The organism is Streptococcus sp. KHUD_015, assembly GCF_051106265.1.
GTDB lineage: Bacteria > Bacillota > Bacilli > Lactobacillales > Streptococcaceae > Streptococcus.
Genome location: NZ_CP193665.1, coordinates 745,771 through 771,163 on the forward strand (window position 1 = coordinate 745,771; position 25,393 = coordinate 771,163).

Annotated in this window: 23 protein-coding genes and 1 other annotated feature; all 23 genes read left to right on the forward strand. The window is 41.6% G+C overall.

From position 1 onward, the window contains the following. The 23 genes from aroC to ACORHU_RS03545 all read left to right on the forward strand — a co-directional run bounded on the left by aroC (position 1) and on the right by ACORHU_RS03545 (position 25,393). On the forward strand, positions 1-1,167 hold the full coding sequence (gene aroC / locus ACORHU_RS03435; RefSeq protein WP_434364799.1) for a chorismate synthase: 1,167 nt from the start codon (positions 1-3) through the stop codon (positions 1,165-1,167). Positions 1,168-1,176: 9 nt separating this feature from the next. After that, positions 1,177-2,280, forward strand: a complete 1,104-nt coding sequence (locus ACORHU_RS03440; RefSeq protein WP_061759765.1) for a prephenate dehydrogenase — start codon at positions 1,177-1,179, stop codon at positions 2,278-2,280. Positions 2,281-2,290: 10 nt separating this feature from the next. Beyond that, positions 2,291-2,629, forward strand: a complete 339-nt coding sequence (locus ACORHU_RS03445) for a YlbF/YmcA family competence regulator (RefSeq protein ID WP_061759766.1) — start codon at positions 2,291-2,293, stop codon at positions 2,627-2,629. Between the two features lie 91 nt (positions 2,630-2,720). Next, on the forward strand, positions 2,721-4,004 hold the full coding sequence (gene aroA / locus ACORHU_RS03450) for a 3-phosphoshikimate 1-carboxyvinyltransferase (RefSeq protein WP_061759767.1): 1,284 nt from the start codon (positions 2,721-2,723) through the stop codon (positions 4,002-4,004). Beyond that, positions 3,997-4,473 (forward strand): shikimate kinase, encoded by a 477-nt coding sequence (locus ACORHU_RS03455; protein ID WP_061759768.1) that lies wholly within the window; start codon positions 3,997-3,999, stop codon positions 4,471-4,473. The genes aroA and ACORHU_RS03455 overlap by 8 nt, the downstream gene beginning before the upstream one ends. Further along, complete coding sequence (gene pheA, locus ACORHU_RS03460; protein WP_061759769.1) at positions 4,470-5,318, forward strand: prephenate dehydratase; 849 nt, start codon at positions 4,470-4,472, stop codon at positions 5,316-5,318. Before ACORHU_RS03455 ends, pheA begins: the two co-directional genes overlap by 4 nt. Next, on the forward strand, positions 5,315-6,610 hold the full coding sequence (locus ACORHU_RS03465) for an LCP family protein (protein ID WP_434364802.1): 1,296 nt from the start codon (positions 5,315-5,317) through the stop codon (positions 6,608-6,610). Before pheA ends, ACORHU_RS03465 begins: the two co-directional genes overlap by 4 nt. A gap of 125 nt (positions 6,611-6,735) precedes the next feature. Continuing rightward, positions 6,736-7,581 carry a LicD family protein gene (locus ACORHU_RS03470; RefSeq protein WP_434364803.1) on the forward strand — a complete coding sequence of 282 codons (846 nt, stop codon included), beginning with the start codon at positions 6,736-6,738 and terminating at the stop codon, positions 7,579-7,581. Then, positions 7,571-8,674: a glycosyltransferase gene (locus ACORHU_RS03475; protein WP_434364804.1), complete on the forward strand. Its 1,104-nt coding sequence runs from the start codon at positions 7,571-7,573 to the stop codon at positions 8,672-8,674. The genes ACORHU_RS03470 and ACORHU_RS03475 overlap by 11 nt, the downstream gene beginning before the upstream one ends. A 1-nt stretch (position 8,675) precedes the next feature. Beyond that, positions 8,676-9,662 (forward strand): glycosyltransferase family 2 protein, encoded by a 987-nt coding sequence (locus ACORHU_RS03480; RefSeq protein WP_000446986.1) that lies wholly within the window; start codon positions 8,676-8,678, stop codon positions 9,660-9,662. 15 nt (positions 9,663-9,677) lie between these two features. Then, positions 9,678-11,147, forward strand: a complete 1,470-nt coding sequence (locus ACORHU_RS03485; protein WP_000565093.1) for an O-antigen polysaccharide polymerase Wzy family protein — start codon at positions 9,678-9,680, stop codon at positions 11,145-11,147. Beyond that, positions 11,140-12,174, forward strand: coding sequence for a hypothetical protein (locus ACORHU_RS03490; protein ID WP_000461489.1), 1,035 nt, complete (start codon positions 11,140-11,142; stop codon positions 12,172-12,174). The genes ACORHU_RS03485 and ACORHU_RS03490 overlap by 8 nt, the downstream gene beginning before the upstream one ends. Before the next feature lie 201 nt (positions 12,175-12,375). Further along, a complete protein-coding gene (mecA, locus tag ACORHU_RS03495; protein WP_434364807.1) occupies positions 12,376-13,113 on the forward strand; it encodes an adaptor protein MecA in 738 nt (245 codons plus the stop codon). Positions 13,114-13,265: 152 nt separating this feature from the next. Continuing rightward, positions 13,266-14,552 carry a homoserine dehydrogenase gene (locus tag ACORHU_RS03500; protein WP_434364809.1) on the forward strand — a complete coding sequence of 429 codons (1,287 nt, stop codon included), beginning with the start codon at positions 13,266-13,268 and terminating at the stop codon, positions 14,550-14,552. 1 nt (position 14,553) lies between these two features. After that, positions 14,554-15,423, forward strand: a complete 870-nt coding sequence (gene thrB, locus ACORHU_RS03505; protein ID WP_434364811.1) for a homoserine kinase — start codon at positions 14,554-14,556, stop codon at positions 15,421-15,423. Positions 15,424-15,681: 258 nt separating this feature from the next. Further along, positions 15,682-16,620, forward strand: coding sequence for a peptide-methionine (R)-S-oxide reductase MsrB (gene msrB / locus ACORHU_RS03510; protein WP_434364813.1), 939 nt, complete (start codon positions 15,682-15,684; stop codon positions 16,618-16,620). A 60-nt stretch (positions 16,621-16,680) separates the two neighbouring features. After that, complete coding sequence (locus ACORHU_RS03515; protein ID WP_434364815.1) at positions 16,681-18,405, forward strand: ABC transporter ATP-binding protein; 1,725 nt, start codon at positions 16,681-16,683, stop codon at positions 18,403-18,405. A gap of 1 nt (position 18,406) precedes the next feature. Then, positions 18,407-20,155 carry an ABC transporter ATP-binding protein gene (locus ACORHU_RS03520; protein ID WP_434364817.1) on the forward strand — a complete coding sequence of 583 codons (1,749 nt, stop codon included), beginning with the start codon at positions 18,407-18,409 and terminating at the stop codon, positions 20,153-20,155. Between the two features lie 268 nt (positions 20,156-20,423). Beyond that, the gene (locus tag ACORHU_RS03525; protein WP_434364819.1) at positions 20,424-21,683 is read left to right on the forward strand and encodes a TRZ/ATZ family protein; all 1,260 of its coding nucleotides are present in this window, start codon (positions 20,424-20,426) and stop codon (positions 21,681-21,683) included. A 76-nt stretch (positions 21,684-21,759) separates the two neighbouring features. Further along, positions 21,760-21,895: a sequence feature (ribosomal protein L10 leader region), on the forward strand. A gap of 39 nt (positions 21,896-21,934) precedes the next feature. After that, entirely contained in the window at positions 21,935-22,435 is a 501-nt protein-coding gene (rplJ, locus tag ACORHU_RS03530) for a 50S ribosomal protein L10 (protein ID WP_001287277.1), read from the forward strand. Between the two features lie 72 nt (positions 22,436-22,507). Further along, positions 22,508-22,876, forward strand: coding sequence for a 50S ribosomal protein L7/L12 (gene rplL, locus ACORHU_RS03535; RefSeq protein WP_001196965.1), 369 nt, complete (start codon positions 22,508-22,510; stop codon positions 22,874-22,876). Between the two features lie 135 nt (positions 22,877-23,011). Continuing rightward, positions 23,012-24,121: a glutamate 5-kinase gene (gene proB, locus ACORHU_RS03540; RefSeq protein ID WP_434364822.1), complete on the forward strand. Its 1,110-nt coding sequence runs from the start codon at positions 23,012-23,014 to the stop codon at positions 24,119-24,121. Between the two features lie 9 nt (positions 24,122-24,130). Further along, on the forward strand, positions 24,131-25,393 hold the full coding sequence (locus ACORHU_RS03545; protein WP_434364824.1) for a glutamate-5-semialdehyde dehydrogenase: 1,263 nt from the start codon (positions 24,131-24,133) through the stop codon (positions 25,391-25,393).

Here is a 25,393-nt window from a genome sequence, read left to right on the forward strand (position 1 = left end):
ATGAGATATTTAACTGCAGGAGAATCGCACGGACCCCGTCTGACAGCTATCATTGAGGGAATTCCAGCTGGGCTTCCTTTGACAGCTGAAGATATCAATGAGGACCTTAAGCGCCGTCAGGGTGGTTACGGTCGTGGTGGCCGTATGAAGATTGAGAGTGACCAGGTTGTCTTTACTTCTGGAGTTCGTCATGGGAAGACGACAGGGGCTCCTATTACCATGGATGTCATTAATAAAGACCACCAAAAATGGCTGGATATCATGTCTGCCGAAGATATTGAAGACAAACTTAAAAGCAAGCGAAAAATCACTCATCCTCGTCCAGGTCACGCCGACTTGGTTGGGGGTATCAAGTACCGTTTTGACGATTTGAGAAATTCCTTGGAGCGCTCATCTGCTCGTGAAACCACTATGCGGGTGGCAGTTGGGGCTGTAGCTAAACGCCTCTTGGCTGAGCTGGATATGGAAATTGCCAACCATGTCGTGGTCTTTGGTGGCAAGGAAATCGATGTTCCTGAAAATCTAACAGTCGCTGAGATTAAGGAACGAGCTGCCCAGTCTGAAGTTTCTATTGTCAACCAAGAACGGGAACAGGAAATCAAGGATTATATTGACCAAATCAAACGTGACGGTGATACCATCGGTGGGGTTGTGGAGACAGTCGTTGGAGGTGTTCCAGTTGGTCTTGGTTCCTATGTCCAATGGGACAGAAAATTGGATGCAAGATTAGCTCAAGCTGTTGTCTCTATCAATGCCTTTAAAGGGGTAGAATTTGGTCTTGGCTTTGAAGCGGGTTACCGTAAAGGCAGCCAAGTCATGGATGAAATTCTCTGGTCTGAAGAAGAGGGCTATACCCGTCGCACCAATAACCTGGGTGGATTTGAGGGTGGTATGACAAATGGACAACCTATCGTTGTTCGTGGTGTCATGAAACCCATTCCTACTCTCTACAAACCACTCATGAGCGTTGATATTGAAACCCATGAACCCTACAAGGCAACTGTCGAGAGAAGCGATCCGACTGCTCTTCCAGCTGCAGGAGTGGTCATGGAAGCCGTTGTGGCAACGGTTCTGGCGCAAGAAATCCTTGAAAAATTCTCATCAGATAATCTCGAGGAACTAAAAGAAGCAGTAGCCAAACACCGAGACTATACAAAGAACTATTAAGGAGTTCCTATGGCAAAAACAGTCTATATCGTAGGTCTTGGATTGATTGGAGCCTCTATGGCCCTAGGTATCAAACGCGATCATCCAGATTATAAAATTTTAGGTTATAATCGCAGTCAAGCTTCGAGAGATATCGCCTTGAAAGAAGGCATGATTGACCGTGCAACGGATGATTTTGCCAGTTTTGCTCCTTTGGCAGATATCATTATTCTCAGTTTGCCAATCAAACAAACCATTGCTTTCATTAAGGAGTTGGCCAACTTGGACTTGAAAGAAGGCGTCATTATTTCAGATGCTGGTTCGACCAAGTCAGCTATTGTGGATGCGGCGGAGCAGTATTTGGATGGCAAGTCTGTTCGATTTGTCGGAGCCCATCCCATGGCTGGTAGTCACAAGACAGGAGCTGCTTCTGCGGATGTCAATCTCTTTGAAAATGCCTATTATATCTTTACACCTTCAAGCCTGACAAGTCCTGACACACTTGAGGAAATGAAGGACTTGCTTTCAGGTCTTCATGCTCGCTTTATCGAGATTGATGCCAAGGAGCATGATCGTGTGACTTCTCAGATTAGCCATTTCCCTCATATTCTGGCTTCTAGTCTCATGGAGCAGACCGCGGTTTATGCTCAAGAACATGAGATGGCAAGGCGTTTTGCTGCAGGTGGTTTTCGAGATATGACCCGAATTGCGGAAAGCGAGCCAGGTATGTGGACCTCCATTCTATTGTCCAATCGCGAGACTATCCTAGAGCGAATTGAGGATTTTAAGGAACGTTTAGATGAGGTTGGCCAGGCCATCAGCAAGGGAGATGAAGAGCAAATCTGGAACTTTTTCAATCAAGCGCGTGAACAACGCCAGGCCATGGAAATCCATAAGCGTGGTGGTGTGGATAGCTCTTATGACCTTTATGTCGATGTTCCCGATGAAGAAGATGTCATTTTACGAATCTTGGAACTGCTACGTGGAACTTCCTTGGTTAATATCCACATCAATGAGGAAAACCGTGAAGATATTCACGGGATTCTACAAATTTCATTTAAAAATGCTCAAGACTTGGAACGAGCCGAGCACCTCATAACAGAAAATACCGACTACACAGTTGTTATCAAATAAGGAGAAAATTATGTCAAATATTTACGATAGTGCAAACGAACTCAGTCGCGGCCTACGCGAATTACCAGAATACAAGGCTGTTAAAACAGCTAAAGATGCGATTTCAGCAGATGCTGAGGCGAGCAAAATCTTTACGGAATATGTTGCTTTCCAAGAGGAAATTCAAAGATTAGCGCAGACAGGTCAAATGCCAGACGCTTCCTTCCAAGCTAAGATGGAAAACTTTGGCAAGCAGATTCAGGGAAATAACCTATTGTCAGAATTCTTTACCAAGCAACAACAATTGGCCATTTACCTTTCTGACATTGAAAAAATTGTTTTCGAACCAGTTTCAGAATTGCTAAAATAAGAAAATAACAATCCTAAAGTCAGGAATTTTTAAGGAATTTCTGGCTTTTTATGATAAAATAAGTAAAAGTATTGCAAGTATGAGGTCCAGTATGAAACTAAAAACAAACATTAGCCACTTACACGGCAGTATACGAGTTCCAGGTGACAAATCTATCAGTCACCGTTCCATTATCTTTGGAAGCTTGGCTGAGGGTGAGACCAAGGTTTATGATATATTACGTGGCGAAGACGTCCTTTCGACCATGCAAGTCTTTCGTGATCTTGGTGTTGAGATTGAGGATAAAGATGGCGTTATTACCATTCAAGGTGTAGGTATGGATGGTTTAAAAGCTCCGCAAAATGCCCTTGATATGGGAAATTCTGGCACCTCGATTCGTCTGATTTCAGGTGTTCTTGCTGGTGCAGACTTTGAAGTAGAAATGTTTGGAGATGATAGTCTTTCCAAACGTCCTATGGACCGCGTGACCCTTCCACTGAAAAAAATGGGCGTTAGTATTTCAGGACAAACTGAGCGAGACCTGCCTCCTCTTCACTTAAAAGGGACGAAGAACCTAAGACCTATTCACTATGAGTTGCCAATTGCCTCTGCCCAAGTAAAGTCTGCCTTGATGTTTGCAGCTTTGCAGGCTCAGGGGGAGTCCGTTATTATCGAAAAAGAATGCACCCGTAATCATACTGAAGATATGTTGCAACAATTTGGTGGTCATTTAAGTGTGGAGGGCAAGAAAATCACAGTCCAAGGGCCACAAAAATTGACAGGGCAAAAGGTAGTTGTTCCAGGAGATATTTCCAGTGCAGCCTTTTGGTTAGTCGCAGGATTGATTGTTCCAAACTCTCGTCTAGTACTGAAGAATGTGGGCATCAACGAAACGCGTACTGGTATTATTGATGTCATTCGTGCAATGGGTGGAAAACTAGAAATAACTGAAATTGACCCAGTCGCTAAATCTGCTACCTTGACTGTTGAGTCTTCTGACTTGAAAGGAACAGAGATTGGCGGTGCCTTGATTCCACGCTTGATTGATGAATTGCCTATTATTGCCCTTCTGGCGACCCAAGCTCAAGGTGTAACGATTATTAAGGATGCTGAGGAACTCAAGGTCAAGGAAACAGACCGTATTCAGGTTGTGGCAGACGCTTTAAATAGCATGGGTGCGAATATCACACCTACAGCAGATGGAATGATTATCAAAGGCAAATCAACCCTTCACGGTGCTAGAGTCAATACTTTTGGAGACCATCGTATCGGCATGATGACAGCTATCGCAGCTCTCTTGGTTGCAGATGGAGAGGTGGAGCTTAATCGTGCAGAAGCCATCAATACCAGTTATCCTAGCTTCTTTGATGATTTGGAGAGCTTGATTCATGGCTAAGGTATTACTAGGATTTATGGGGGCTGGCAAATCGACTATTGCAAGAGGCTTGGACCCAGATTATCTCGATATGGATGCTCTGATAGAGAAACGCCTAGGCATGTCCATTGCGGAATTTTTCTCTGAAAAGGGAGAAGCGGCCTTTCGTCAGGTAGAATCAGAAGTCCTAGCTGATTTACTACAAACAGACCAAGTCGTGTCAACTGGTGGAGGAGTAGTCGTTTCTCAGAAAAATCGCGACTTACTCAAAACCAATTCTGATAATATTTACTTAAAAGCCGATTTTGAAACCCTCTACCAACGCATATCAGCTGATAAGGACAATCAGCGCCCGCTTTTTCTAAATAATAGCAAAGAAGAACTAGCAGCTATTTTTCAAGAACGACAGGCTTGGTATGAGGAAGTGGCTAGTCGGATTTTGGATGTGACCAAGCTAAGTCCAGAGGAAATTATAGAGGAACTGAGATGAAAATTGCTTATCTAGGTCCCAAGGGATCATTTTCACACCACGTTGTGCAGACAGCTTTTTCTCATGAGGAATTGCAGGCCTTTGCCAATATTACAGATGTCATCAAGGCCTATGAGCAAGGCTTGGTGGACTATTCTGTGGTGCCAGTTGAAAATTCTATCGAGGGTAGTGTTCATGAAACCTTGGACTACCTTTTTCATCAGGTTCACATTCAAGCAGTGGCAGAAATCGTTCAGCCTATTCATCAGCAGTTGATGGTGGTTCCAGGTCATACTAAGATTGAAAAGATTTTTTCACATCCACAGGCCTTGGCGCAAGGAAAGAAATTTATCGATGAACAGTATCCAGATGCTCAAATCGAGGTGACTGCTAGTACAGCCTATGCGGCCCGCTTTATTTCCGAACATCCAGACCAGCCCTTTGCAGCAATTGCACCTAGAAGTTCTGCTGAAGAATATGGCTTAGAACTGATTGCCGAGGATATTCAGGAAATGGAAGCCAATTTCACACGTTTCTGGGTTTTAGGAGCTGAAAAGCCTAGTATTCCCTTGCAAGCACAAACTGAGAAAATGAGTTTGGCCTTGACCTTACCTGACAACCTTCCAGGTGCACTTTATAAGGCCCTGTCGACCTTTGCTTGGCGAGGAATTGACTTAACAAAAATTGAAAGTCGTCCACTCAAGACAGCACTGGGCGAATACTTTTTCATTATCGATGTGGACTATGCTGATAAGGATCTGGTCCGCTTTGCCCAAAAAGAATTAGAAGCGATTGGAATCCAGTATAAGGTTTTGGGTACCTATCCTATTTATCTAATATCAGACCATGGAAAGGAGAGAAGATGAGTAAAGAAAATCCCTTAAGTCACCACGAGCAGTTACGCTATGACTATCTACTTAAGAATATTCACTATCTCAATGAGCGAGAAAAAGAAGAGTTTGCTTACTTGCAAGATAAATTGAATGGGGAAAGTAGTGACGCCACCTCAGAAAGTCAAGAATTGACCGAGGATTATAGAAAGACACGTGCTAACACTTCGATCCCTTCTTATGATAGTCGTAGTCGCTCTGAGAGATACCAGAAAATCAATTCTCTTCCAATGAAAAAAACTAAAAAGTGTAAGCTACGGTGGGGGCGTATTTTCGCAGGCTTACTGGCTATCTTAGCTTGTGTAGCGCTTGGCATGATTTTTATGTTCCTAAAAGGCTATTCAAATGCTGATTCAACCAAAACTGCCAATGCTAAGGCCGCTCAAGTAGAAGTCTTTAATGGTCAGGATACCAGAGATGGTGTTAATATTTTGATCATGGGTACCGATGGGCGAATCGGTCAAAATAGTGCTGAGACGCGTACTGACTCTATTATGGTATTAAATGTCGGAGGTTCAGATAAGAAAATCAAGCTAGTCAGTTTTATGCGCGATAATTTGGTCTATATAGACGGTTACAGTCAAGTGATTAACGGTAGAAAACAGACAGATAACAAGTTAAACGTAGCCTACGAGTTAGGAGAACAAGAGGGGCAAAAAGGGGCAGAAATGGTTCGCCAAGTCTTGAAAGATAATTTTGACTTGGACATTAAGTACTATGCCTTGGTTGACTTTCAGGCCTTTGCAACAGCGATTGACACGCTTTTCCCTGATGGAGTGATGATTGACGCTAAATTCTCAACCTTGGAAGGTCAACCGTTAACTGAAGCTACGGTGGGAGATGACTTACATGCTACGGAAACAGAGTCTCCGACCCAGACTATTAAAGTCGGGAAACAGCAGATGAATGGTTCGACCTTGCTTAATTATGCTCGTTTCCGTGATGATGATGAAGGCGATTATGGTCGTACCAAGAGACAGCAGCAAGTGCTGACAGCAGTTCTTCAGCAAATCAAAGATCCAACCAAGCTCTTTACAGGCTCAGAGGCACTTGGCAAGGTCTTCGGAATGACCTCAACGAATGTTCCTTATAGTTTCTTATTGACCAATGGTTTATCCTTCCTAAATGGAGCACAAAACGGCATTGAGAGATTAACAGTTCCAGAACTGGGTGATTGGGTAGATGCCTATGATGTCTATGGAGGCTTGGGGTTGCTGGTCGATCAAAATAAATATCAGAATAAATTGTCTCAGATGGGTTTGAGATAAGATAAGACAGAAGAATCAAAGTTTGATAGCTATTTGGATAGTAGTCAGGCTTTGATTTTTTACAGTCTGCAATAGATTTTCAGTCCTAATTTGTGGTATAATGAAACGATACGATAGAAAGAATAATGAACAATATGACTGATTTAAAAGCAATTCAGGCTCGTAGTCTGGAGATGGCTGAATATTTTGTGGCTTTTTGTAAAGAACATGATTTGCTTTGCTATCTTTGTGGTGGAGGTGCTATTGGTGCCCTTCGAAACAAGGGTTTCATTCCTTGGGACGATGACCTAGACTTTTTTATGCCCCGTAAGGACTATGAAAAATTGGCAGAATTATGGCCTCGTTATGCAGATGAACGTTATTTCTTGTCAAAGAGTAACGCGGATTTTGTCGACCGCAATCTTTTTATTACCATTCGTGACAAGGAAACGACCTGTATCAAACCTTATCAGCAGGATTTGGATTTGCCACATGGTTTGGCCTTGGATGTCTTGCCTTTGGATTATTATCCGAAAAATCCAGCTGAGCGGAAGAAACAGGTTCGCTGGGCCCTGATTTATTCACTTTTTTGTGCCCAAACTATTCCAGAAAAGCATGGGGCTCTCATGAAATGGGGAAGTCGTATTTTACTGGGCGTGACGCCCAAATCTCTCCGTTATCGCATTTGGAAAAAAGCTGAGAAAGAAATGACCAAATATGGTCTAGCTGAGAGTGATGGCATCACGGAATTATGCTCAGGTCCTGGCTACATGAGAAACAAGTACCCAATCGCATCTTTTGAAGATAATCTTTTCTTGTCCTTTGAAGGAACAGAGATGCCTATTCCAGTTGGTTATGATGCTTATCTCAGCACTGCTTTTGGGGATTATATGACTCCTCCGCCAGCAGATAAACAGGTACCGCATCATGATGCTGTCATCGCTGATATGGATAAGTCTTATACAGAATACAAGGGAGAATATGGTGGCTAAGAAAAAAATCTTATTTTTTATGTGGTCTTTTTCTCTCGGAGGTGGAGCAGAGAAGATTCTATCTACCATTGTTTCAAATCTGGATCCAGAAAAGTATGATATTGATATTCTTGAAATGGAACATTTTGACAAGGGATACGAATCAGTTCCTAAACATGTACGAATACTAAAATCCTTTCAGGATTATCGCCAAGCCAGATGGTTACGAGCTCTTTTGTGGAGAATGAGAATTTATTTTCCAAGACTGACTCGGCGTTTGCTTGTGAAAGATGACTATGATGTTGAAGTTTCCTTTACCATTATGAATCCACCACTCTTGTTCTCTAAAAGAAAAGAAGTCAAGAAAATCTCTTGGATTCATGGAAGTATTGAAGAATTTCTTAATGATAGCTCAAAAAGGGAATCACATAGACGCCAGTTGGATGCTGCGGATACCATTGTAGGAATTTCGAATAAAACCAGCAATTCTATCAAGGAAGTCTATCCAGATTATGCTTCGAAATTACAGACGGTCTACAATGGATATGATTTTAAGACTATTTTAGAAAAATCTCAAGAGAAGATCGATATCGAGATTTCACCTCAAAGTATCTGTACTATCGGACGGATTGAGGAAAATAAGGGTTCTGACCGTGTGGTGGAAGTGATACGGTTATTGCACCAAGAGGGAAAAAACTATCATCTTTACTTCATAGGGACTGGTGACATGGAAGAGGAACTGAAAAAAAGAGTCAAAGAGTATAAGCTTGAAGACTATGTACATTTCCTTGGTTATCAAAAAAATCCTTATCAGTATTTGTCTCAGATGAAAGTTCTCTTGTCTATGTCTAAACAAGAAGGTTTTCCTGGAGTGTATGTGGAGGCCTTGAGTTTAGGACTTCCTTTTGTCTCTACGGATGTTGGAGGTGCTGAGGAATTATCCCAAGACGGACAATTTGGACAAATCATTGAGAGCAATAAAGAGGCGGCTCAGGCAATTACGAACTACATGACTTCTGCCTCAAACTTCGATGTTAATGAGGCTAGCCAATTCATTCAACAATTCACAATTGCCAAACAAATCGAACAAGTAGAAAAACTATTAGAGGAGTAGCATGGAAACTGCATTAATTAGTGTCATTGTGCCAGTCTATAATGTGGCACAGTACCTAGAAAAATCGATAGCTTCCATTCAGAAGCAGACCTATCAAAATCTGGAAATCATTCTTGTTGATGATGGAGCAACGGATGAAAGTGGTCGCTTGTGTGATTCAATCGCTGAACAAGATGACAGGGTGTCAGTGCTTCATAAACAGAATGAAGGATTGTCACAGGCACGAAATGATGGAATGAAGCAGGCTCATGGGGATTATCTGATTTTTATTGACTCAGATGATTATATCCATCCAGAAATGATTCAGAGCTTATATGAGCAAATAATGCAAGAAGATGCCGATGTTTCGAGCTGTGGTGTCATGAATGTCTATGCTAATGATGAAAGTCCACAATCAGTCAATCAGGATGACTATTTTGTCTGTGATTCCCAAACATTTCTGAGGGAATACCTCATAGGTGAAAAAATACCTGGAACGATTTGCAATAAGCTAATCAAGAGACAGATTGCAACTGCTCTATCCTTTCCTAAGGGGTTGATTTACGAAGATGCCTATTACCATTTTGATTTAATCAAGTTGGCCAAGAAGTATGTGGTTAATACTAAACCCTATTATTACTATTTCCATAGAGGGGATAGTATTACGACCAAACCCTATGCAGAGAAGGATTTAGCCTATATTGATATCTACCAAAAGTTTTATAATGAAGTTGTGAAAAACTATCCTGACTTGAAAGAGGTCGCTTTTTTCAGATTGGCCTATGCCCACTTCTTTATTCTGGATAAGATGTTGCTAGATGATCAGTATAAACAGTTTGAAGCCTATTCTCAGATTCATCGTTTTTTAAAAGGCAATGCCTTTGCTATTTCTAGGAATCCAATTTTCCGTAAGGGGAGAAGAATTAGTGCTTTGGCCCTATTCATAAATATTTCCTTATACCGATTCTTATTACTAAAAAATATTGAAAAATCTAAAAAATTACATTAGAACGGGGGTGAGCAAGTGATTGATGGAAAACGATTATTATTTAGTTTGACCATAGTCAGCTATGCCTTGACGCTAGTAAGTGGAATTGTGTATCTGTTTAATAATAATAATGTTAGCTTACTTTCTACTTTATTGTTCTTGTTAGTTAGTAGCTTAATTGCTTGTTGGAATGATATCAAGTATTACTTAATCCATTTTATTTTCTATTTAACTATTTTCGTCTTCCTAGTATCAAGACCGACCATTGATTATTTTAGGGATGGCGCTCTGGATACCTATCATCCAATAGCCTATCGCTTTGCCTTTATAGTCGTTATGGTTTCGATTCTGGGCTTGACCACAGGAGGCGTCCTGGCTCGTTACTTCATAGCTAGGAAGAATATAAAAGTACCAAATATAGGAAGTTCTCTAAAAGATGTTTACATCAAGCGGCTACGCTTTGTATCGCTAGGAGTTTTTCTTCTAACCTATCCTTTCTATTTCATTCGCTTATTTGAACGGCTCCTGTATCGCTTGCAGACTTCCTACTATGCATACTATGCAAACTTTGAAAGTAAACTGCCCTATTTTACCTACATTTTATCTACCTTTACGGTCTATGCAATGTGTATGTATTTGGCAACCAAGCCAAAGAAATTGCAGGCAACAGCAGTACTTGTCTCCTTTATTGCAGCTAATACCATTCATTTGGCAATCGGGACACGAAATCCCTTTATTTTAAGTATTTTATTTGCTTTTGTTTATTACTTTATGAGGGAGCAAACTGAAAAAGGAAAATGGATTGGGTTTAAAGAAAAGTTAGCGATTTTTGTTGGTTCTCCTCTTCTCATGTTAGCAATGGGAGTGCTCAATTATGTACGGGATAATGTTCAAGTTTCCCATACAGGTTTCTGGGATATCCTGCTCGACTTTATCTATAAACAAGGGACCAGTTTTGGTGTTTTGGCTCGAGGTTTTCTATTTAACAGTAGCCTACCTTATCGAGATTTCCGTAATTTCACTTTTGGTCCTGTCTTTGATTATTTTGCAAGGGGAAGTTTGGGGGCTATTTTCGGAGGAAAAGCCTTTGAGCATACAACCAATAGTGTGGAACTAGCTATTGATAGTAATAGTTATGCCCACAATCTATCCTATCTTGTTTTGAACAAGGAATACTTGAAAGGACATGGTATCGGAAGTAGCTATATTATGGAATTGTATACCGATTATGGTATGATAGGAGTCTTTCTACTTAGTCTCTTACTAGGTATGTTATTCATAGCCATGCTGCAAGTAGCCTATCGTTCAAGAACAATCCTATTTGCCTTATCCTTACTCATTTTGAATAATCTATTCTTTATGCCTAGAAGTAGCTTTTCAGAAAGTTTCTTCAATTTATTTACAATGCAATTCTGGGGAATTGTTCTTGTGATTATATTTGTAGCAAAAATGCTTACAAAAGAAAACCAGTATTTACTAAACAAAGGAGAAAAAAATCATGTTTGAACATTATTCAGTAGCTGATTTGTTTGCAAATCTTTACAAAAAACGAAAAGCAAATATCCTAGCTCTCATCGCTTTATTTGCTCTCATTGCTGTACCATTTACAATTAAAGCAGTTAAGAATAAAAATACTGTCAAAGACACAACAAGTTATTCAACTTATATCAGCTATAAAATCACCCCTCCAGAAGATTCAGCTAAAACAATTTTGAATCATCAAATTGGTGGTTATAGTGATTTCTACGGAAAATTGATTGATGGGAATTTGAATGGAGCTTATCTTTTCAATGATGTAGAGCCGAGTGAGTTGAAAAAAATTGCCAGTGAATTGGATACGACAGAGACAACCTTGAAAAATTCTACAAGTGACTATTGGTGGAAAAAACTGACCGTTTACTATATGATTGACGATGCAGGGGTTGGTGTGAAAATTTTGACACCAAGTAAAGACGCTAATGACTTGTTGGAGCGAAAAATTGATGGATTGATTGAGAAATTTAAACACACTTATGCAAATGTGAAAATTGAAAAATTGGAAACCATCAACTCTAAAGAATTGAATGCAAATGGTGAGACAGCGCTTGGATTAAATGTGAAAAATCTGATTCTTCGTTTAGCTGTTATTGGAGTGATTTGTGTGATTTTGGTTGTAATGGGAAATGTGTTGATTTATCTCTTTAATCCAACAATCAATAGAGCAGGTGATTTTTCTCAATATCAAATTGATTTTGTAACAGAGATTACAACAATTGCTAACCTAGCAGATGTCTTGTCATACAAAAATGCTGGACAGGAATTGACCATCGTTAGCTCAAATAAAGCTATCCTAGATAAATTGAAACAGAGTCAAGAGGCTTTAAAAGGAATGCATTTTGTAGATTTACAAGATGTATCATCTCTTTTGGAAAGAGATACAGTCCTTCTTGTTGAAGAGTACGGAGTAACTCGTTATAAGAAATTTGAGCAAAGTCTTCAAATTCTTCGAAACTTAAATCGTTCTATCCTCGGTGTAGCAACCTTTAAATTATAAGCATTCTGATACATTAGGTCTTCAAAGTCGGACAAGAGCTGATTTTGAAGGCTTTTTTCTATTTGTCTGCAGAAATTTTCTTTTAGAGTCTTCTACAGAAGTTACCCTAGGGAAAATCTATCCCGACAGAGAAGCCTTCTTTTGATAAAATCATAAAAATCTAGTATAATAGATAGAACTGAAAGTATGAGGTTACTAGCAATGAAAATGAAACAAATTAGTGATACAACTTTGAAAATCACGATGTCTTTAGAGGATTTGATGGATCGAGGAATGGAGATTGCTGACTTTCTTGTTCCTCAAGAAAAAACAGAAGAGTTCTTTTATGCTATCTTGGATGAGTTAGAGATGCCTGAGAGCTTTCTGGATACAGGCATGTTGAGCTTCCGTGTGACTCCAAAACCTGATAAGGTGGACGTCTTTGTAACCAAGTCAAAGATTGACCAAAATCTAGATTTTGAAGACTTATCGGATTTGCCAGATATGGAAGAATTGGCTCAAATGTCGCCAGATGAATTTATCAAAACCTTAGAAAAAAGCATCGCAGATAAAACCAAGGATGATATCGAAGCCATTCAATCTCTAGAGCAAGTAGAAGCCAGGGAAGAAGAGCAGGAACAGGCTGAACAAGAAGTTGAAAGCAAGAAAGAGCCTTACATCTACTACATCCTTTCTTTTTCTAAGTTAGCTGATTTGGTGGCTTTTGCCAAGACAGTGACTTTTGAGATGGAAACTTCTGAACTCTACAAGATGAATGAGCGCTATTATTTGACCATTTTAGTCGATATTGAAAATCATCCAAGTCCATATCCAGCTTGGCTGTTGGCTCGTATGCGCGAGTTTGCGGAAGATAGTGATATCAGTCGTTCAGTCTTACAAGAGTATGGCCAAGTCTTGATGAATCACGATGCAGTGATCAATCTGCAAAAGATTGGATAATCATTTCTGGAAAATTATTTCTAAATTTTAGGAAGAGCGAATCGTTTGATTCGTTTTTTTCTTTTCTAAACTGAAATAGTGATTTACTATAATAGGAATTTTCACAAAATTCTGTTATAATGGCTATATTAGAAAATTTCGAGGAGACAAACATGACAGTTAAAATTGCTTTACTAGGATTTGGTACCGTTGCAAGTGGCGTGCCTTTCCTCCTAAAGGAAAATGGAGAAAAAATCAATCAATCAGCACATTCAGAGATTGAAGTTGCCAAGGTATTGGTCAAGGATGAAGATGAAAAGAATCGCTTGCTTGCAGCAGGGAATGACTTTAACTTTGTAACCAATGTAGATGATATTTTATCAGACAAAGACATTACGATTGTAGTGGAATTGATGGGGCGTATCGAACCTGCTAAGACCTTTATCACTCGTGCCTTGGAAGCTGGAAAGCATGTTGTTACTGCTAACAAGGACCTTTTGGCTGTCCATGGTGCAGAATTGTTAGAAATCGCTAAAGCTAACAAGGTAGCACTTTACTACGAAGCAGCAGTAGCTGGTGGGATTCCAATTCTTCGTACTCTAGCAAATTCCTTGGCTTCTGATAAAATCACGCGCGTGCTTGGTGTAGTCAATGGAACTTCTAACTTCATGATGACCAAGATGGTGGAAGAAGGATGGTCTTACGACGATGCTCTTGCGGAAGCGCAAAGACTTGGATTTGCAGAAAGCGATCCAACAAATGACGTAGATGGGATTGATGCAGCCTACAAGATGGTGATTTTGAGCCAATTTGCCTTTGGCATGAAGGTTGCTTTTGATGATGTAGCCCACAAGGGAATCCGCAACATCACACCAGAAGATGTAGCTGTAGCCCAAGAACTTGGCTATGTAGTGAAATTGGTTGGTTCTATTGAGGAAACTCCTTCAGGAATTGCTGCAGAAGTGACTCCAACCTTCCTTCCTAAAGCGCACCCACTTGCTAGTGTGAATGGGGTAATGAACGCTGTCTTTGTAGAATCTATCGGTATTGGTGAGTCTATGTACTATGGACCAGGTGCTGGTCAAAAACCAACTGCTACAAGTGTGGTGGCGGATATTGTCCGTATCGTTCGTCGTCTGAATGATGGAACCATCGGTAAAGACTTCAACGAATACAACCGTGCCTTGGTCTTGGCAAATCCTGAGGATGTTAAAGCAAACTACTACTTCTCAATCTTGGCACCAGACTCAAAAGGTCAGGTCTTGAAGTTGGCTGAAATCTTTAATGCCCAAGATATTTCCTTCAAGCAAATCCTCCAAGACGGAAAAGAGGGTGACAAGGCGCGTGTCGTTATCATTACACACAAGATTAATAAAGCCCAGCTGGAAAATGTCTCAGCTGAATTGAAGAAGGTTTCAGAATTCGACCTCTTGAATACCTTCAAGGTGCTAGGAGAATAAAATGAAGATTATTGTACCTGCAACCAGTGCCAATATCGGGCCAGGATTTGACTCGGTCGGTGTAGCTGTAACCAAGTACCTTCAAATCGAGGTCTGCGAAGAACGAGATGAGTGGTTGATTGAACACCAGATTGGTAAATGGATTCCTCATGACGAGCGTAATCTCTTGCTCAAAATTGCTTTGCAAATTGTACCAGATTTGAAACCTAGACGCTTGAAAATGACCAGTAATGTTCCCTTGGCGCGTGGTTTGGGTTCTTCTAGCTCGGTTATTGTTGCTGGGATTGAACTAGCCGATCAATTGGGTAAGCTCAACTTGTCTGACCATGACAAATTGCAGCTGGCGACCAAGATTGAAGGTCATCCTGACAATGTGGCTCCAGCCATTTATGGAAATCTCGTTATTGCAAGTTCCGTTGAAGGACAAGTCTCTGCTATCGTAGCAGATTTCCCAGAGTGTGACTTCCTAGCCTACATTCCAAACTATGAATTGCGTACTAGAGACAGCCGTGGTGTCTTGCCTAAGAAATTGTCCTATAAGGAAGCTGTTGCAGCTAGTTCTATCGCCAATGTGGCGGTTGCGGCCTTGTTGGCAGGAGACATGGTGACCGCTGGGCAAGCAATCGAGGGAGACCTCTTCCACGAGCGCTATCGTCAGGACTTGGTGAGAGAATTTGCGACGATTAAGCAAGTGGCCAAAGAAAATGGTGCCTATGCAACCTACCTCTCTGGTGCTGGGCCGACAGTTATGGTTTTGGCTTCTCATGACAAGATGCCAGCGATTAAGGCAGAATTGGAAAAGCAACCTTTCAAAGGAAAACTTCATGACTTGAAAGTTGATACCCAAGGTGTCCGTGTCGAAGCAAAATAAAGAATAGAAGATAGGATGGGGAAACTCTTGACCAGAGGGCTTCCTATCCTTTTTTTGAAAAGAAGTTTATACTCAATGAAAATCAAAGAGCAAACTAGGAAGCTAGCCGCAGGCTGCTTAAAACAGTGTTTTGAGGTTGTGGATAGAACTGACGAAGTTAGCTCAAAATACTGTTTTGAGGTTGCAGATGTAAGCTGACGTGGTTTGAAGAGATTTTCGAAGAGTATTAGTTAAAAACTTGATAAAGGAGAAATTAAGATGGCAGAAATTTATCTAGCAGGTGGTTGTTTTTGGGGCTTAGAGGAGTATTTTTCACGTATTTCTGGAGTGCTAACAACCAGAGTCGGCTACGCTAATGGTCAAGTCGAAACGACCAATTACCAGTTGCTCAAAGAAACAGACCATGCAGAAACGGTTCAAGTGATTTACGATGAGAAGGCAGTGTCACTTAGAGAGATTTTACTTTATTATTTCCGTGTTATTGATCCATTATCAGTCAATCAACAAGGGAATGACCGTGGTCGTCAATATCGGACCGGTATATATTACCAGGATGAAGCAGACTTGCCAGCTATCTACACAGTGGTGCAGGAGCAGGAACGCATGCTGGGTCGAAAGATTGCAGTAGAAGTGGAGAAACTTCGCCACTATATTTTAGCTGAAGATTACCACCAAGACTATCTCAAGAAAAATCCTTCAGGTTACTGTCATATTGATGTGACCGATGCTGAGAAACCATTGATTGATGCAGCAAACTATGAAAAGCCTAGTCAAGAGGTGTTAAAGGAAAGCTTAACTGAAGAATCCTATCGTGTTACCCAAGAAGCTGCTACAGAGGCTCCATTTACCAATGCCTATGACCAAACCTTTGAAGAAGGGATTTATGTAGATATTACGACGGGTGAGCCACTCTTTTTTGCCAAGGATAAGTTTGCCTCAGGTTGTGGTTGGCCAAGTTTCAGCCGTCCGATTTCCAAAGAGTTGATTCATTATTACAAGGATCTCAGCCATGGAATGGAGCGAATCGAAGTTCGTTCTCGGTCAGGCAATGCTCACTTGGGTCATGTTTTCACAGATGGACCTCGGGAGTTAGGTGGACTTCGTTACTGTATTAATTCTGCATCCTTGCGCTTTGTGGCCAAGGATGAGATGGAAGAGGAAGGATATGGCTATCTACTGCCTTACTTAAACAAATAAAACAGAGATGGTGGGTGCTTCCCACTTTCTTCATTTCCAGAATAAGAATAGAAGGGACTTATGAAACACTTACTATCTTACTTCAAACCCTACATCACAGAATCAATTTTAGCCCCCTTGTTCAAGCTGTTAGAAGCTGTGTTTGAGCTCTTGGTTCCCATGGTGATTGCTGGGATTGTTGACCAATCCTTGCCCCAGAAAAATCAAGGTCATCTCTGGATGCAGATTGGTCTGCTCCTTATCTTTGCAGTAATTGGTGTTGTAGTGGCCTTGGTAGCTCAGTTTTACTCAGCTAAGGCTGCGGTTGGATTTGCCAAAGGACTGACAGATGATCTTTATCGACATATTCTTTCCTTGCCCAAGGATAGCAGAGACTGTCTGACCACTTCTAGTTTGGTGACTCGCTTGACTTCGGACACCTATCAGATTCAGACTGGTATCAATCAATTCCTGCGTCTCTTTTTGCGAGCACCTATTATTGTCTTTGGCGCTATCTTTATGGCCTATCGCATCTCAGCTGAGATGACTTTCTGGTTCTTGGTTATGGTTGTCATTTTGACCATTGTCATTGTAGGGCTCTCTCGACTGGTCAATCCTCTCTACAGTAGTCTCAGAAATAAAACGGACCAACTGGTTCAGGAAACACGCCAGCAATTACAAGGCATGCGAGTTATTCGTGCTTTTGGACAAGAAAAACGAGAGTTACAGATTTTTCAAACTCTTAATCAAGTTTATGCTAGTTTACAAGAAAAAACAGGTTTCTGGTCTAGTTTATTAACACCTCTGACCTATCTGATTGTTAATGGAACTCTCCTTGTTATCATCTGGCAAGGCTATATTTCTATTCAAGGAGGCTTGCTCAGTCAAGGTGCTCTTATTGCCCTCATCAACTATCTCTTACAGATTTTGGTGGAATTGGTCAAGCTAGCCATGCTGATCAATTCTCTCAACCAGTCTTACATCTCAGCTAAGCGAATCGAGGAAGTCTTTGCCGAACCTCCAGAAGATATCCATTCAGAATTAGAACAAAAGCAAGCTACCAGTAATCAGGTTTTACAAGTCCATGAATTGACCTTTACCTATCCTGATGCGGCCCAGCCTTCTCTGAGAGACATTTCCTTTGATATGACTCAAGGCCAAATCCTTGGTATCATTGGGGGAACGGGTTCTGGTAAGTCAAGCTTGGTGCAAGTCTTACTTGGACTTTATCCAGCAGACAAGGGAAGCATTTACCCTTATCGAGATGGATCTAGTCCTCTTAATTTAGAGGAGTGGCGGTCCTGGATTGCCTATGTGCCCCAAAAGGTCGAACTCTTTAAAGGAACCATTCGTTCCAATTTGATTCTAGGTTTACATCAAGAACTATGTGACCAAGAACTTTGGCAGGCCTTGGAGATTGCGCAAGCTAAGGATTTTGTCAGTGAAAAGGAAGGACTCTTGGATGCCCTAGTTGAAGCAGGAGGAAGAAATTTCTCGGGCGGTCAAAAACAAAGGCTGTCTATCGCACGAGCAGTCTTGGGCCAGGCTCCGTTTCTCATCCTAGATGATGCTACCTCGGCACTGGACACCATTACCGAGTCTAGTCTCTTGAAAGCTATCCGAGAAAATCTGCCAAATACAAGTTTAATCTTGATCTCTCAACGAACCTCGACTTTACAGATGGCTGACAAGATTCTCCTCTTGGAAAAAGGTGAGTTACTAGCTATCGGCAAGCACGAGGACTTGATGAAATCGAGTCAAGTCTATCGTGAAATCAATGCATCCCAACATGGAAAGGAGGACTAGCATGAGACGACAAACTGCAAACCAGACGCTCACACGTTTGGCCAAAGATTTAGCAAGTCATCCCTTCCTCCTTTTCCTAGCTTTTCTAGGAACCATTGCCCAGGTTGGTTTATCGATCTACCTACCTATTCTGATTGGGAAGGTCATTGACCAGGTCCTAGTGACTGGCTCTTCACCAGTTTTTTGGCAGATTTTTCTCCAGATGCTCTTGGTAGTTATAGGAAATACTCTGGTACAATGGGTCAATCCTCTCCTTTATAATCGCCTAATCTTTTCTTATACTAAAGATTTGCGAGAGCGAATCATCCATAAACTCCATCGTTTACCGATTGCTTTTGTCGATCGGCAAGGAAGTGGAGAAATGGTTAGTCGTGTAACTACAGACATCGAACAGTTGGCAGCTGGCTTGACCATGATTTTTAACCAATTTTTCATTGGCATCTTGATGATTTTGGTCAGTATTCTAGCCATGCTCCAAATTCATCTCCTCATGACCCTCTTGGTCTTGCTGTTGACGCCACTGTCTATGGTGATTTCACGCTTTATTTCTAAACGCTCCTATCATCTATTTCAGAAGCAAACAGAGACGAGGGGGATTCAGACACAGTTGATTGAAGAATCGCTTAGCCAACAGACCATTATCCAGTCCTTCAATGCTCAGGAAGAGTTTATCCAAAGACTGCATGATGCTAATGACAACTACGCAGGCTATTCGCAGTCGGCCATCTTTTATTCTTCAACGGTCAATCCTTCGACTCGCTTTGTAAATGCGCTCATTTACGCACTTTTAGCTGGAGTAGGAGCTTATCGCATTATGATGGGCTCCACCTTGACCATTGGTCGTTTGGTGACTTTTTTGAACTATATTCAGCAGTATACCAAGCCCTTTAACGATATTTCTTCAGTGCTAGCTGAGTTGCAAAGCGCTCTGGCTTGTGCAGAGCGCGTCTATGCTGTCTTAGAAAGTCCTGAGGTGGCTGAAACAGGTAAGGAAATCTTGACCAGTGACCAAGTCAAGGGAGCTATTTCCTTTAAGCATGTGTCTTTTGGCTACCATCCTGAAAAGATTTTAATTAAGGACTTATCTATCGATATCCCAGCCGGTAGCAAGGTAGCCATAGTTGGTCCGACAGGTGCTGGAAAATCAACCCTTATCAATCTTCTTATGCGTTTCTATCCTATTAACTCGGGAGATATCTTGCTGGATGGGAAATCCATTTATGACTATAGTCGTGCCTCCTTACGCCAGCAGTTTGGCATGGTGCTCCAAGAAACCTGGCTCAAGCAAGGGACTATTCATGATAATATTGCCTTTGGAAATCCTGATGCTAGTCGGGAGCAGGTGATTGCTGCTGCCAAAGCAGCCAATGCAGACTTTTTCATCCAACAGTTGCCACTGGGATACGATACCAAGTTGGAAAAAGCTGGAGAATCTCTCTCTGTCGGTCAAGCCCAGCTCTTGACTATCGCGCGAGTCTTTCTGGCTATTCCAAAGATTCTCATCTTAGACGAGGCGACTTCTTCCATCGATACACGGACAGAAGTATTGGTTCAGGATGCCTTTGCTAAGCTCATGAAGGGACGTACAAGTTTTATCATCGCCCACCGCTTGTCAACTATTCAGGATGCAGATTTAATTCTAGTCTTGGTGGATGGTGACATCGTTGAGTATGGCAATCATCAAGAACTCATGGCTCGAAAGGGCAAGTATTACCAAATGCAGCAAGCTGCAGCTTTTAGCTCAGAATAAGCCTTCCTATTTTAAAATCTTATGAACGAAAAAAGTTGCCTTCGGGTGACTTTTTTGTTAGAATATCTAGAAAAATTATTCACTGTAATACTCAATGAAAATCAAAGAGCAAACTAGGAAGCTAGCCGCAGTCAGCTCAAAACACTGTTTTGAGGTTGTAGATAAGACTGACGAAGTCAGTAACCATATATCTAATCCAAAGTGAAGCTGACGTGGTTTGAATAGATTTTCAAAGAGTATAAATTGTCTTTTAGAAAAGGAGCCTATAATGAAAGTCTATCAGCATGTAAATATCGTGACTTGTGATCAAGATTTCCATGTCTATCTAGATGGAATCTTAGCTGTTAAAGATTCTCAAATCGCCTATGTCGGTCAAGAGAAGTCAGAGATTTTAGATCAAGCTGAGCAGATTATAGACTATCAGGGAGCTTGGGTCATGCCTGGTTTGGTCAATTGCCACACCCATTCTGCTATGACAGGCTTGAGAGGGATTCGAGATGATAGCAATCTTCATGAATGGCTCAATGACTATATATGGCCAGCAGAAGCTGAGTTTACTCCCGACATGACTACCAAGGCGGTCAAAGAAGCGCTGACAGAAATGCTCCAGTCAGGAACAACAACCTTCAACGATATGTATAATCCCAATGGAGTGGAGATTGAGCAGATTTATCAGGTAGTCAAGGCTTCCAAGATGCGTTGTTATTTCTCACCGACCCTCTTTTCTTCAGATACAGAAACAACTGCTGAGACCATTGCTAGAACACGAGCCATCATTGAGGAAATTATTGGATATAAAAATCCAAATTTCAAGGTTATGGTAGCCCCACATTCTCCCTACAGTTGTAGTAGAGACTGGCTGGAAGAAAGCTTAGATATGGCAAAAGAGTTGAATATTCCTCTCCATATCCATGTGGCGGAGACCAAGGAAGAATCGGGAATTATCCTGAAACGATACGGCAAACGTCCCCTTGCTTTTCTAGAAGAACTGGGTTACTTAGATCATCCTTCTGTCTTTGCTCATGGGGTAGAACTAAACGATAGAGAAATTGAACGTCTGTCATCTTCTCAAGTCGCTATCGCCCACAATCCTATCAGCAACCTCAAACTGGCCTCAGGAATTGCTCCAATTATCCAGCTCCAAAAAGCAGGAGTGGCAGTAGGAATTGCGACAGATTCGGTTGCTTCCAATAACAATCTAGATATGTTTGAGGAAGGACGGACTGCAGCCCTTCTTCAGAAGATGAAAAGTGGAGATGCCAGCCAATTTCCTATCGAAATGGCTCTAAAAGCGCTGACAATCGAAGGGGCTAAGGTTCTTGGAATGGAAGAACAGATTGGGAGTCTGGAAGTTGGCAAGCAAGCAGATTTTCTAGTCATTCAACCAAAAGGGAAAATCCATCTTCAACCCCAAGAAAATATGCTTTCCCACTTAGTCTATGCTGTCAAATCCAGTGATGTTGATGATGTCTATATTGCCGGAGAACAAGTTGTGAAGCAAGATCAAGTACTGACAGTAGAACTTTAAAAGAAAAATTACGAAAAAATTTTAAAAAAAGTTTGCAAAAATCTTGCATTCTTTTTTTGACTATGCTATACTTATATACGGTTTGAAAAAACTGCCTAAGACAGTAGGGGAGCTCGACTCATAAGTATCCTACCGAGGACAAAACGTATCATGTAAAAAGAAGCGTATTGTACTTTCGTGTCTAGGTTTGGGCGCGTTTTTCTTTTGGAAAAATTTCCCCAAGCAAAATAATTACGGAGGTGAACACACTAATGAGTGAAGCAATTATTGCTAAAAAAGCGGAACTAGTTGACGTAGTAGCTGAAAAAATGAAAGCTGCTGCATCTATCGTCGTTGTAGACGCTCGTGGTTTGACAGTTGAGCAAGATACAGTTCTTCGTCGTGAGCTTCGTGGAAGCGAAGTTGAGTATAAAGTGATTAAAAACTCAATCTTGCGTCGTGCAGCTGAAAAAGCTGGTCTTGAAGATCTTGCATCTGTATTTGTTGGACCATCTGCAGTAGCATTTTCTAATGAAGATGTTATCGCGCCAGCGAAAATCTTGAACGACTTTTCTAAAAACGCTGAAGCACTTGAAATCAAAGGTGGTGCAATCGAAGGCGCTGTCGCATCTAAAGAAGAGATTCTTGCTCTTGCAACTCTTCCAAACCGCGAAGGACTTCTTTCTATGCTCCTTTCTGTACTTCAAGCGCCAGTGCGCAACGTTGCTCTTGCAGTCAAAGCGGTTGCAGACAACAAAGAAGACGCAGCTTAATCTTAAGCTACGCAGCGTAGCCTAGCTACAAAAAATATTATAAATTTAAAAACATATTTGGAGGAAATAACAATGGCATTGAACATTGAAAACATTATTGCTGAAATTAAAGAAGCTTCAATCCTTGAATTGAACGACCTTGTAAAAGCTATCGAAGAAGAATTTGGTGTAACTGCAGCTGCTCCTGTAGCTGTTGCTGCAGCTGGTGCTGCTGACGCTGGTGCTGCTAAAGATTCATTCGACGTTGAATTGACATCTGCAGGCGATAAAAAAGTTGGCGTTATCAAAGTTGTACGTGAAATCACTGGTCTTGGACTTAAAGAAGCTAAAGAACTTGTTGACGGTGCACCAGCACTTGTTAAAGAAGGCGTTGCAACTGCAGAAGCTGAAGAAATCAAAGCTAAATTGGAAGAAGCTGGAGCTTCAGTTACTCTTAAATAATAGAGCAACTACATTAGTAGCTTAAAAACATGATTAAACCGCTATTCTTAGGAGTAGCGGTTTTTCCTATTAACTCTTTTCTATTTCCTGTCATTCATGTTATAATGGATAAATATGAAGAATCGGAGTGAGACTATGAAATACAAACGGATTGTCTTTAAGGTGGGGACTTCTTCTCTGACGAATGAGGATGGAAGTTTATCACGTAGTAAGGTAAAGGCTATTACCCAGCAGTTATCTATGTTGCACGAGGCTGGTCATGAATTGATTTTGGTGTCGTCAGGTGCCATTGCGGCTGGTTTTGGGGCTTTAGGATTTAAAAAGCGTCCGACTAAGATTGCTGATAAACAGGCTTCAGCAGCGGTAGGGCAGGGGCTTTTGTTGGAAGAATACACGACAAATCTTCTCTTGCGCCAAATCGTTTCTGCACAAATCTTGCTGACTCAGGACGATTTTGTGGATAAGCGCCGTTATAAAAATGCCCATCAGGCTTTGTCTGTTCTACTTAGCCGTGGCGCGATTCCTATCATCAATGAGAATGATAGTGTCGTCATTGATGAACTCAAAGTTGGGGACAATGATACTCTGAGTGCACAGGTAGCGGCCATGGTCAAAGCTGACCTTTTGGTTCTCCTGACAGACGTAGATGGTCTTTATACTGGAAATCCTAATTCAGATCCAAGAGCCAAACGCTTGGAGCGAATCGAGACCATCAATCGTGAGATTATTGATATGGCTGGTGGAGCTGGCTCGTCAAATGGAACTGGGGGCATGCTAACAAAAATCAAGGCTGCGACTATCGCGACAGAATCGGGCGTTCCTGTTTATATCTGCTCATCCTTGAAGCCAGATGCCATGATTGAAGCAGCTGAGGAGACCAAGGATGGTTCCTACTTTGTTGCGCAAGAGAAGGGACTTCGTACCCAGAAACAATGGCTGGCCTTCTATGCTCAGAGTCAAGGTTCTATTTGGGTTGATAAAGGGGCTGCAGAAGCTCTCTCTCAACATGGAAAGAGTCTTCTCTTATCTGGTATCGTTGAAGCAGAAGGAGCCTTTTCTTACGGTGATATCGTGACAGTATTTGACAAGGAAAGTGGAAAATCACTTGGAAAAGGGCACGTGCAATTTGGAGCCTCTGCTTTGGAGGATATGTTGCGTTCTCAAAAAGCCAAGGGTGTCTTGATTCACCGTGATGACTGGATTTCCATTACTCCTGAAATCCAATTACTCTTTACAGAATTTTAGAGGTAAACTATGGTAAGTACACAAGAACAATTTGAACAGGTACAGGCTGTTAAAAAATCGATCAACACAGCTAGTGAAGAGGTAAAAAACCAAGCCTTGCTAGCCATGGCTGATCACTTAGTGGCTGCTACAGAGGAAATTTTAGCGGCCAATTCCCTTGATATGGAAGCTGCTAAGGGTAAAATCTCAGATGTGATGCTGGATCGTCTTTATTTGGATGAAAGTCGTATAGAAGCGATGGCAACTGGGATTCGTGAAGTGGTTGCTTTACCAGATCCAATCGGTGAAGTTTTAGAAACCAATCATCTTGAAAATGGCTTGGTTATCACAAAGAAACGTGTGGCTATGGGGGTTATTGGTATTATCTATGAAAGCCGTCCAAATGTGACGTCTGATGCGGCAGCTTTGGCTCTCAAGAGTGGAAATGCGGTTGTTCTTCGTAGTGGGAAGGATGCCTATCAAACTGCCCATGCTATTGTTAAAGCTTTGAAAAAGGGCTTGGAGACAACGACCATTCATCCAGATGTGATTCAACTGGTGGAAGATACTAGCCGTGAAAGTAGCTATGCTATGATGAAGGCCAAGGGCTATCTAGATCTTCTCATTCCTCGTGGAGGAGCTGGCTTGATTAATGCCGTGGTTGAAAATGCTATCGTACCTGTTATCGAGACAGGGACTGGGATTGTCCATGTCTATGTGGATAAGGATGCAGATGACGACAAGGCACTGTCTATCATCAATAATGCTAAAACTAATCGTCCTTCTGTCTGCAATGCCATGGAGGTTCTCCTCGTTCATGAAGACAAGGCTCCAAGCTTCCTTCCTCGCTTGGAGCAAGTTCTAGTTACAGAGCGTAAGGAAGCTGGACTGGAGCCAATTCAATTCCGCTTGGATAGCAAAGCAAGCCAATTCGTTTCAGGTCAAGCAGCTGAGGCCAAAGACTTTGACACCGAGTTTTTAGACTATATTCTAGCTGTTAAGGTTGTGAGCAGTTTAGAAGAAGCGGTTGCCCATATTGAAGCCCACAGTACCCATCATTCGGATGCCATTGTGACGGAAAATGCTGAGGCTGCAGCTTACTTTACAGATCAGGTGGACTCTGCAGCAGTCTATGTCAATGCCTCAACGCGTTTTACAGATGGAGGTCAATTTGGTCTGGGTTGTGAAATGGGGATTTCTACTCAGAAATTGCATGCGCGTGGTCCAATGGGCTTAAAAGAATTGACTAGCTATAAGTATGTGGTTACTGGTGACGGACAGATAAGGGAGTAA

Excerpts from the sequence above, each read along its gene's own strand:
- aroC (WP_434364799.1), top strand. The coding sequence starts at position 1 with ATGAGATATTTAACTGCAGGAGAATCGCACGGACCCCGTCTGACAGCT.
- ACORHU_RS03440 (WP_061759765.1), top strand. The coding sequence starts at position 1,177 with ATGGCAAAAACAGTCTATATCGTAGGTCTTGGATTGATTGGAGCCTCT.
- ACORHU_RS03445 (WP_061759766.1), top strand. The coding sequence starts at position 2,291 with ATGTCAAATATTTACGATAGTGCAAACGAACTCAGTCGCGGCCTACGC.
- aroA (WP_061759767.1), top strand. The coding sequence starts at position 2,721 with ATGAAACTAAAAACAAACATTAGCCACTTACACGGCAGTATACGAGTT.
- ACORHU_RS03455 (WP_061759768.1), top strand. The coding sequence starts at position 3,997 with ATGGCTAAGGTATTACTAGGATTTATGGGGGCTGGCAAATCGACTATT.
- pheA (WP_061759769.1), top strand. The coding sequence starts at position 4,470 with ATGAAAATTGCTTATCTAGGTCCCAAGGGATCATTTTCACACCACGTT.
- ACORHU_RS03465 (WP_434364802.1), top strand. The coding sequence starts at position 5,315 with ATGAGTAAAGAAAATCCCTTAAGTCACCACGAGCAGTTACGCTATGAC.
- ACORHU_RS03470 (WP_434364803.1), top strand. The coding sequence starts at position 6,736 with ATGAACAATATGACTGATTTAAAAGCAATTCAGGCTCGTAGTCTGGAG.
- ACORHU_RS03475 (WP_434364804.1), top strand. The coding sequence starts at position 7,571 with ATGGTGGCTAAGAAAAAAATCTTATTTTTTATGTGGTCTTTTTCTCTC.
- ACORHU_RS03480 (WP_000446986.1), top strand. The coding sequence starts at position 8,676 with ATGGAAACTGCATTAATTAGTGTCATTGTGCCAGTCTATAATGTGGCA.
- ACORHU_RS03490 (WP_000461489.1), top strand. The coding sequence starts at position 11,140 with ATGTTTGAACATTATTCAGTAGCTGATTTGTTTGCAAATCTTTACAAA.
- mecA (WP_434364807.1), top strand. The coding sequence starts at position 12,376 with ATGAAAATGAAACAAATTAGTGATACAACTTTGAAAATCACGATGTCT.
- ACORHU_RS03500 (WP_434364809.1), top strand. The coding sequence starts at position 13,266 with ATGACAGTTAAAATTGCTTTACTAGGATTTGGTACCGTTGCAAGTGGC.
- thrB (WP_434364811.1), top strand. The coding sequence starts at position 14,554 with ATGAAGATTATTGTACCTGCAACCAGTGCCAATATCGGGCCAGGATTT.
- msrB (WP_434364813.1), top strand. The coding sequence starts at position 15,682 with ATGGCAGAAATTTATCTAGCAGGTGGTTGTTTTTGGGGCTTAGAGGAG.
- ACORHU_RS03515 (WP_434364815.1), top strand. The coding sequence starts at position 16,681 with ATGAAACACTTACTATCTTACTTCAAACCCTACATCACAGAATCAATT.
- ACORHU_RS03520 (WP_434364817.1), top strand. The coding sequence starts at position 18,407 with ATGAGACGACAAACTGCAAACCAGACGCTCACACGTTTGGCCAAAGAT.
- ACORHU_RS03525 (WP_434364819.1), top strand. The coding sequence starts at position 20,424 with ATGAAAGTCTATCAGCATGTAAATATCGTGACTTGTGATCAAGATTTC.
- rplJ (WP_001287277.1), top strand. The coding sequence starts at position 21,935 with ATGAGTGAAGCAATTATTGCTAAAAAAGCGGAACTAGTTGACGTAGTA.
- rplL (WP_001196965.1), top strand. The coding sequence starts at position 22,508 with ATGGCATTGAACATTGAAAACATTATTGCTGAAATTAAAGAAGCTTCA.
- proB (WP_434364822.1), top strand. The coding sequence starts at position 23,012 with ATGAAATACAAACGGATTGTCTTTAAGGTGGGGACTTCTTCTCTGACG.
- ACORHU_RS03545 (WP_434364824.1), top strand. The coding sequence starts at position 24,131 with ATGGTAAGTACACAAGAACAATTTGAACAGGTACAGGCTGTTAAAAAA.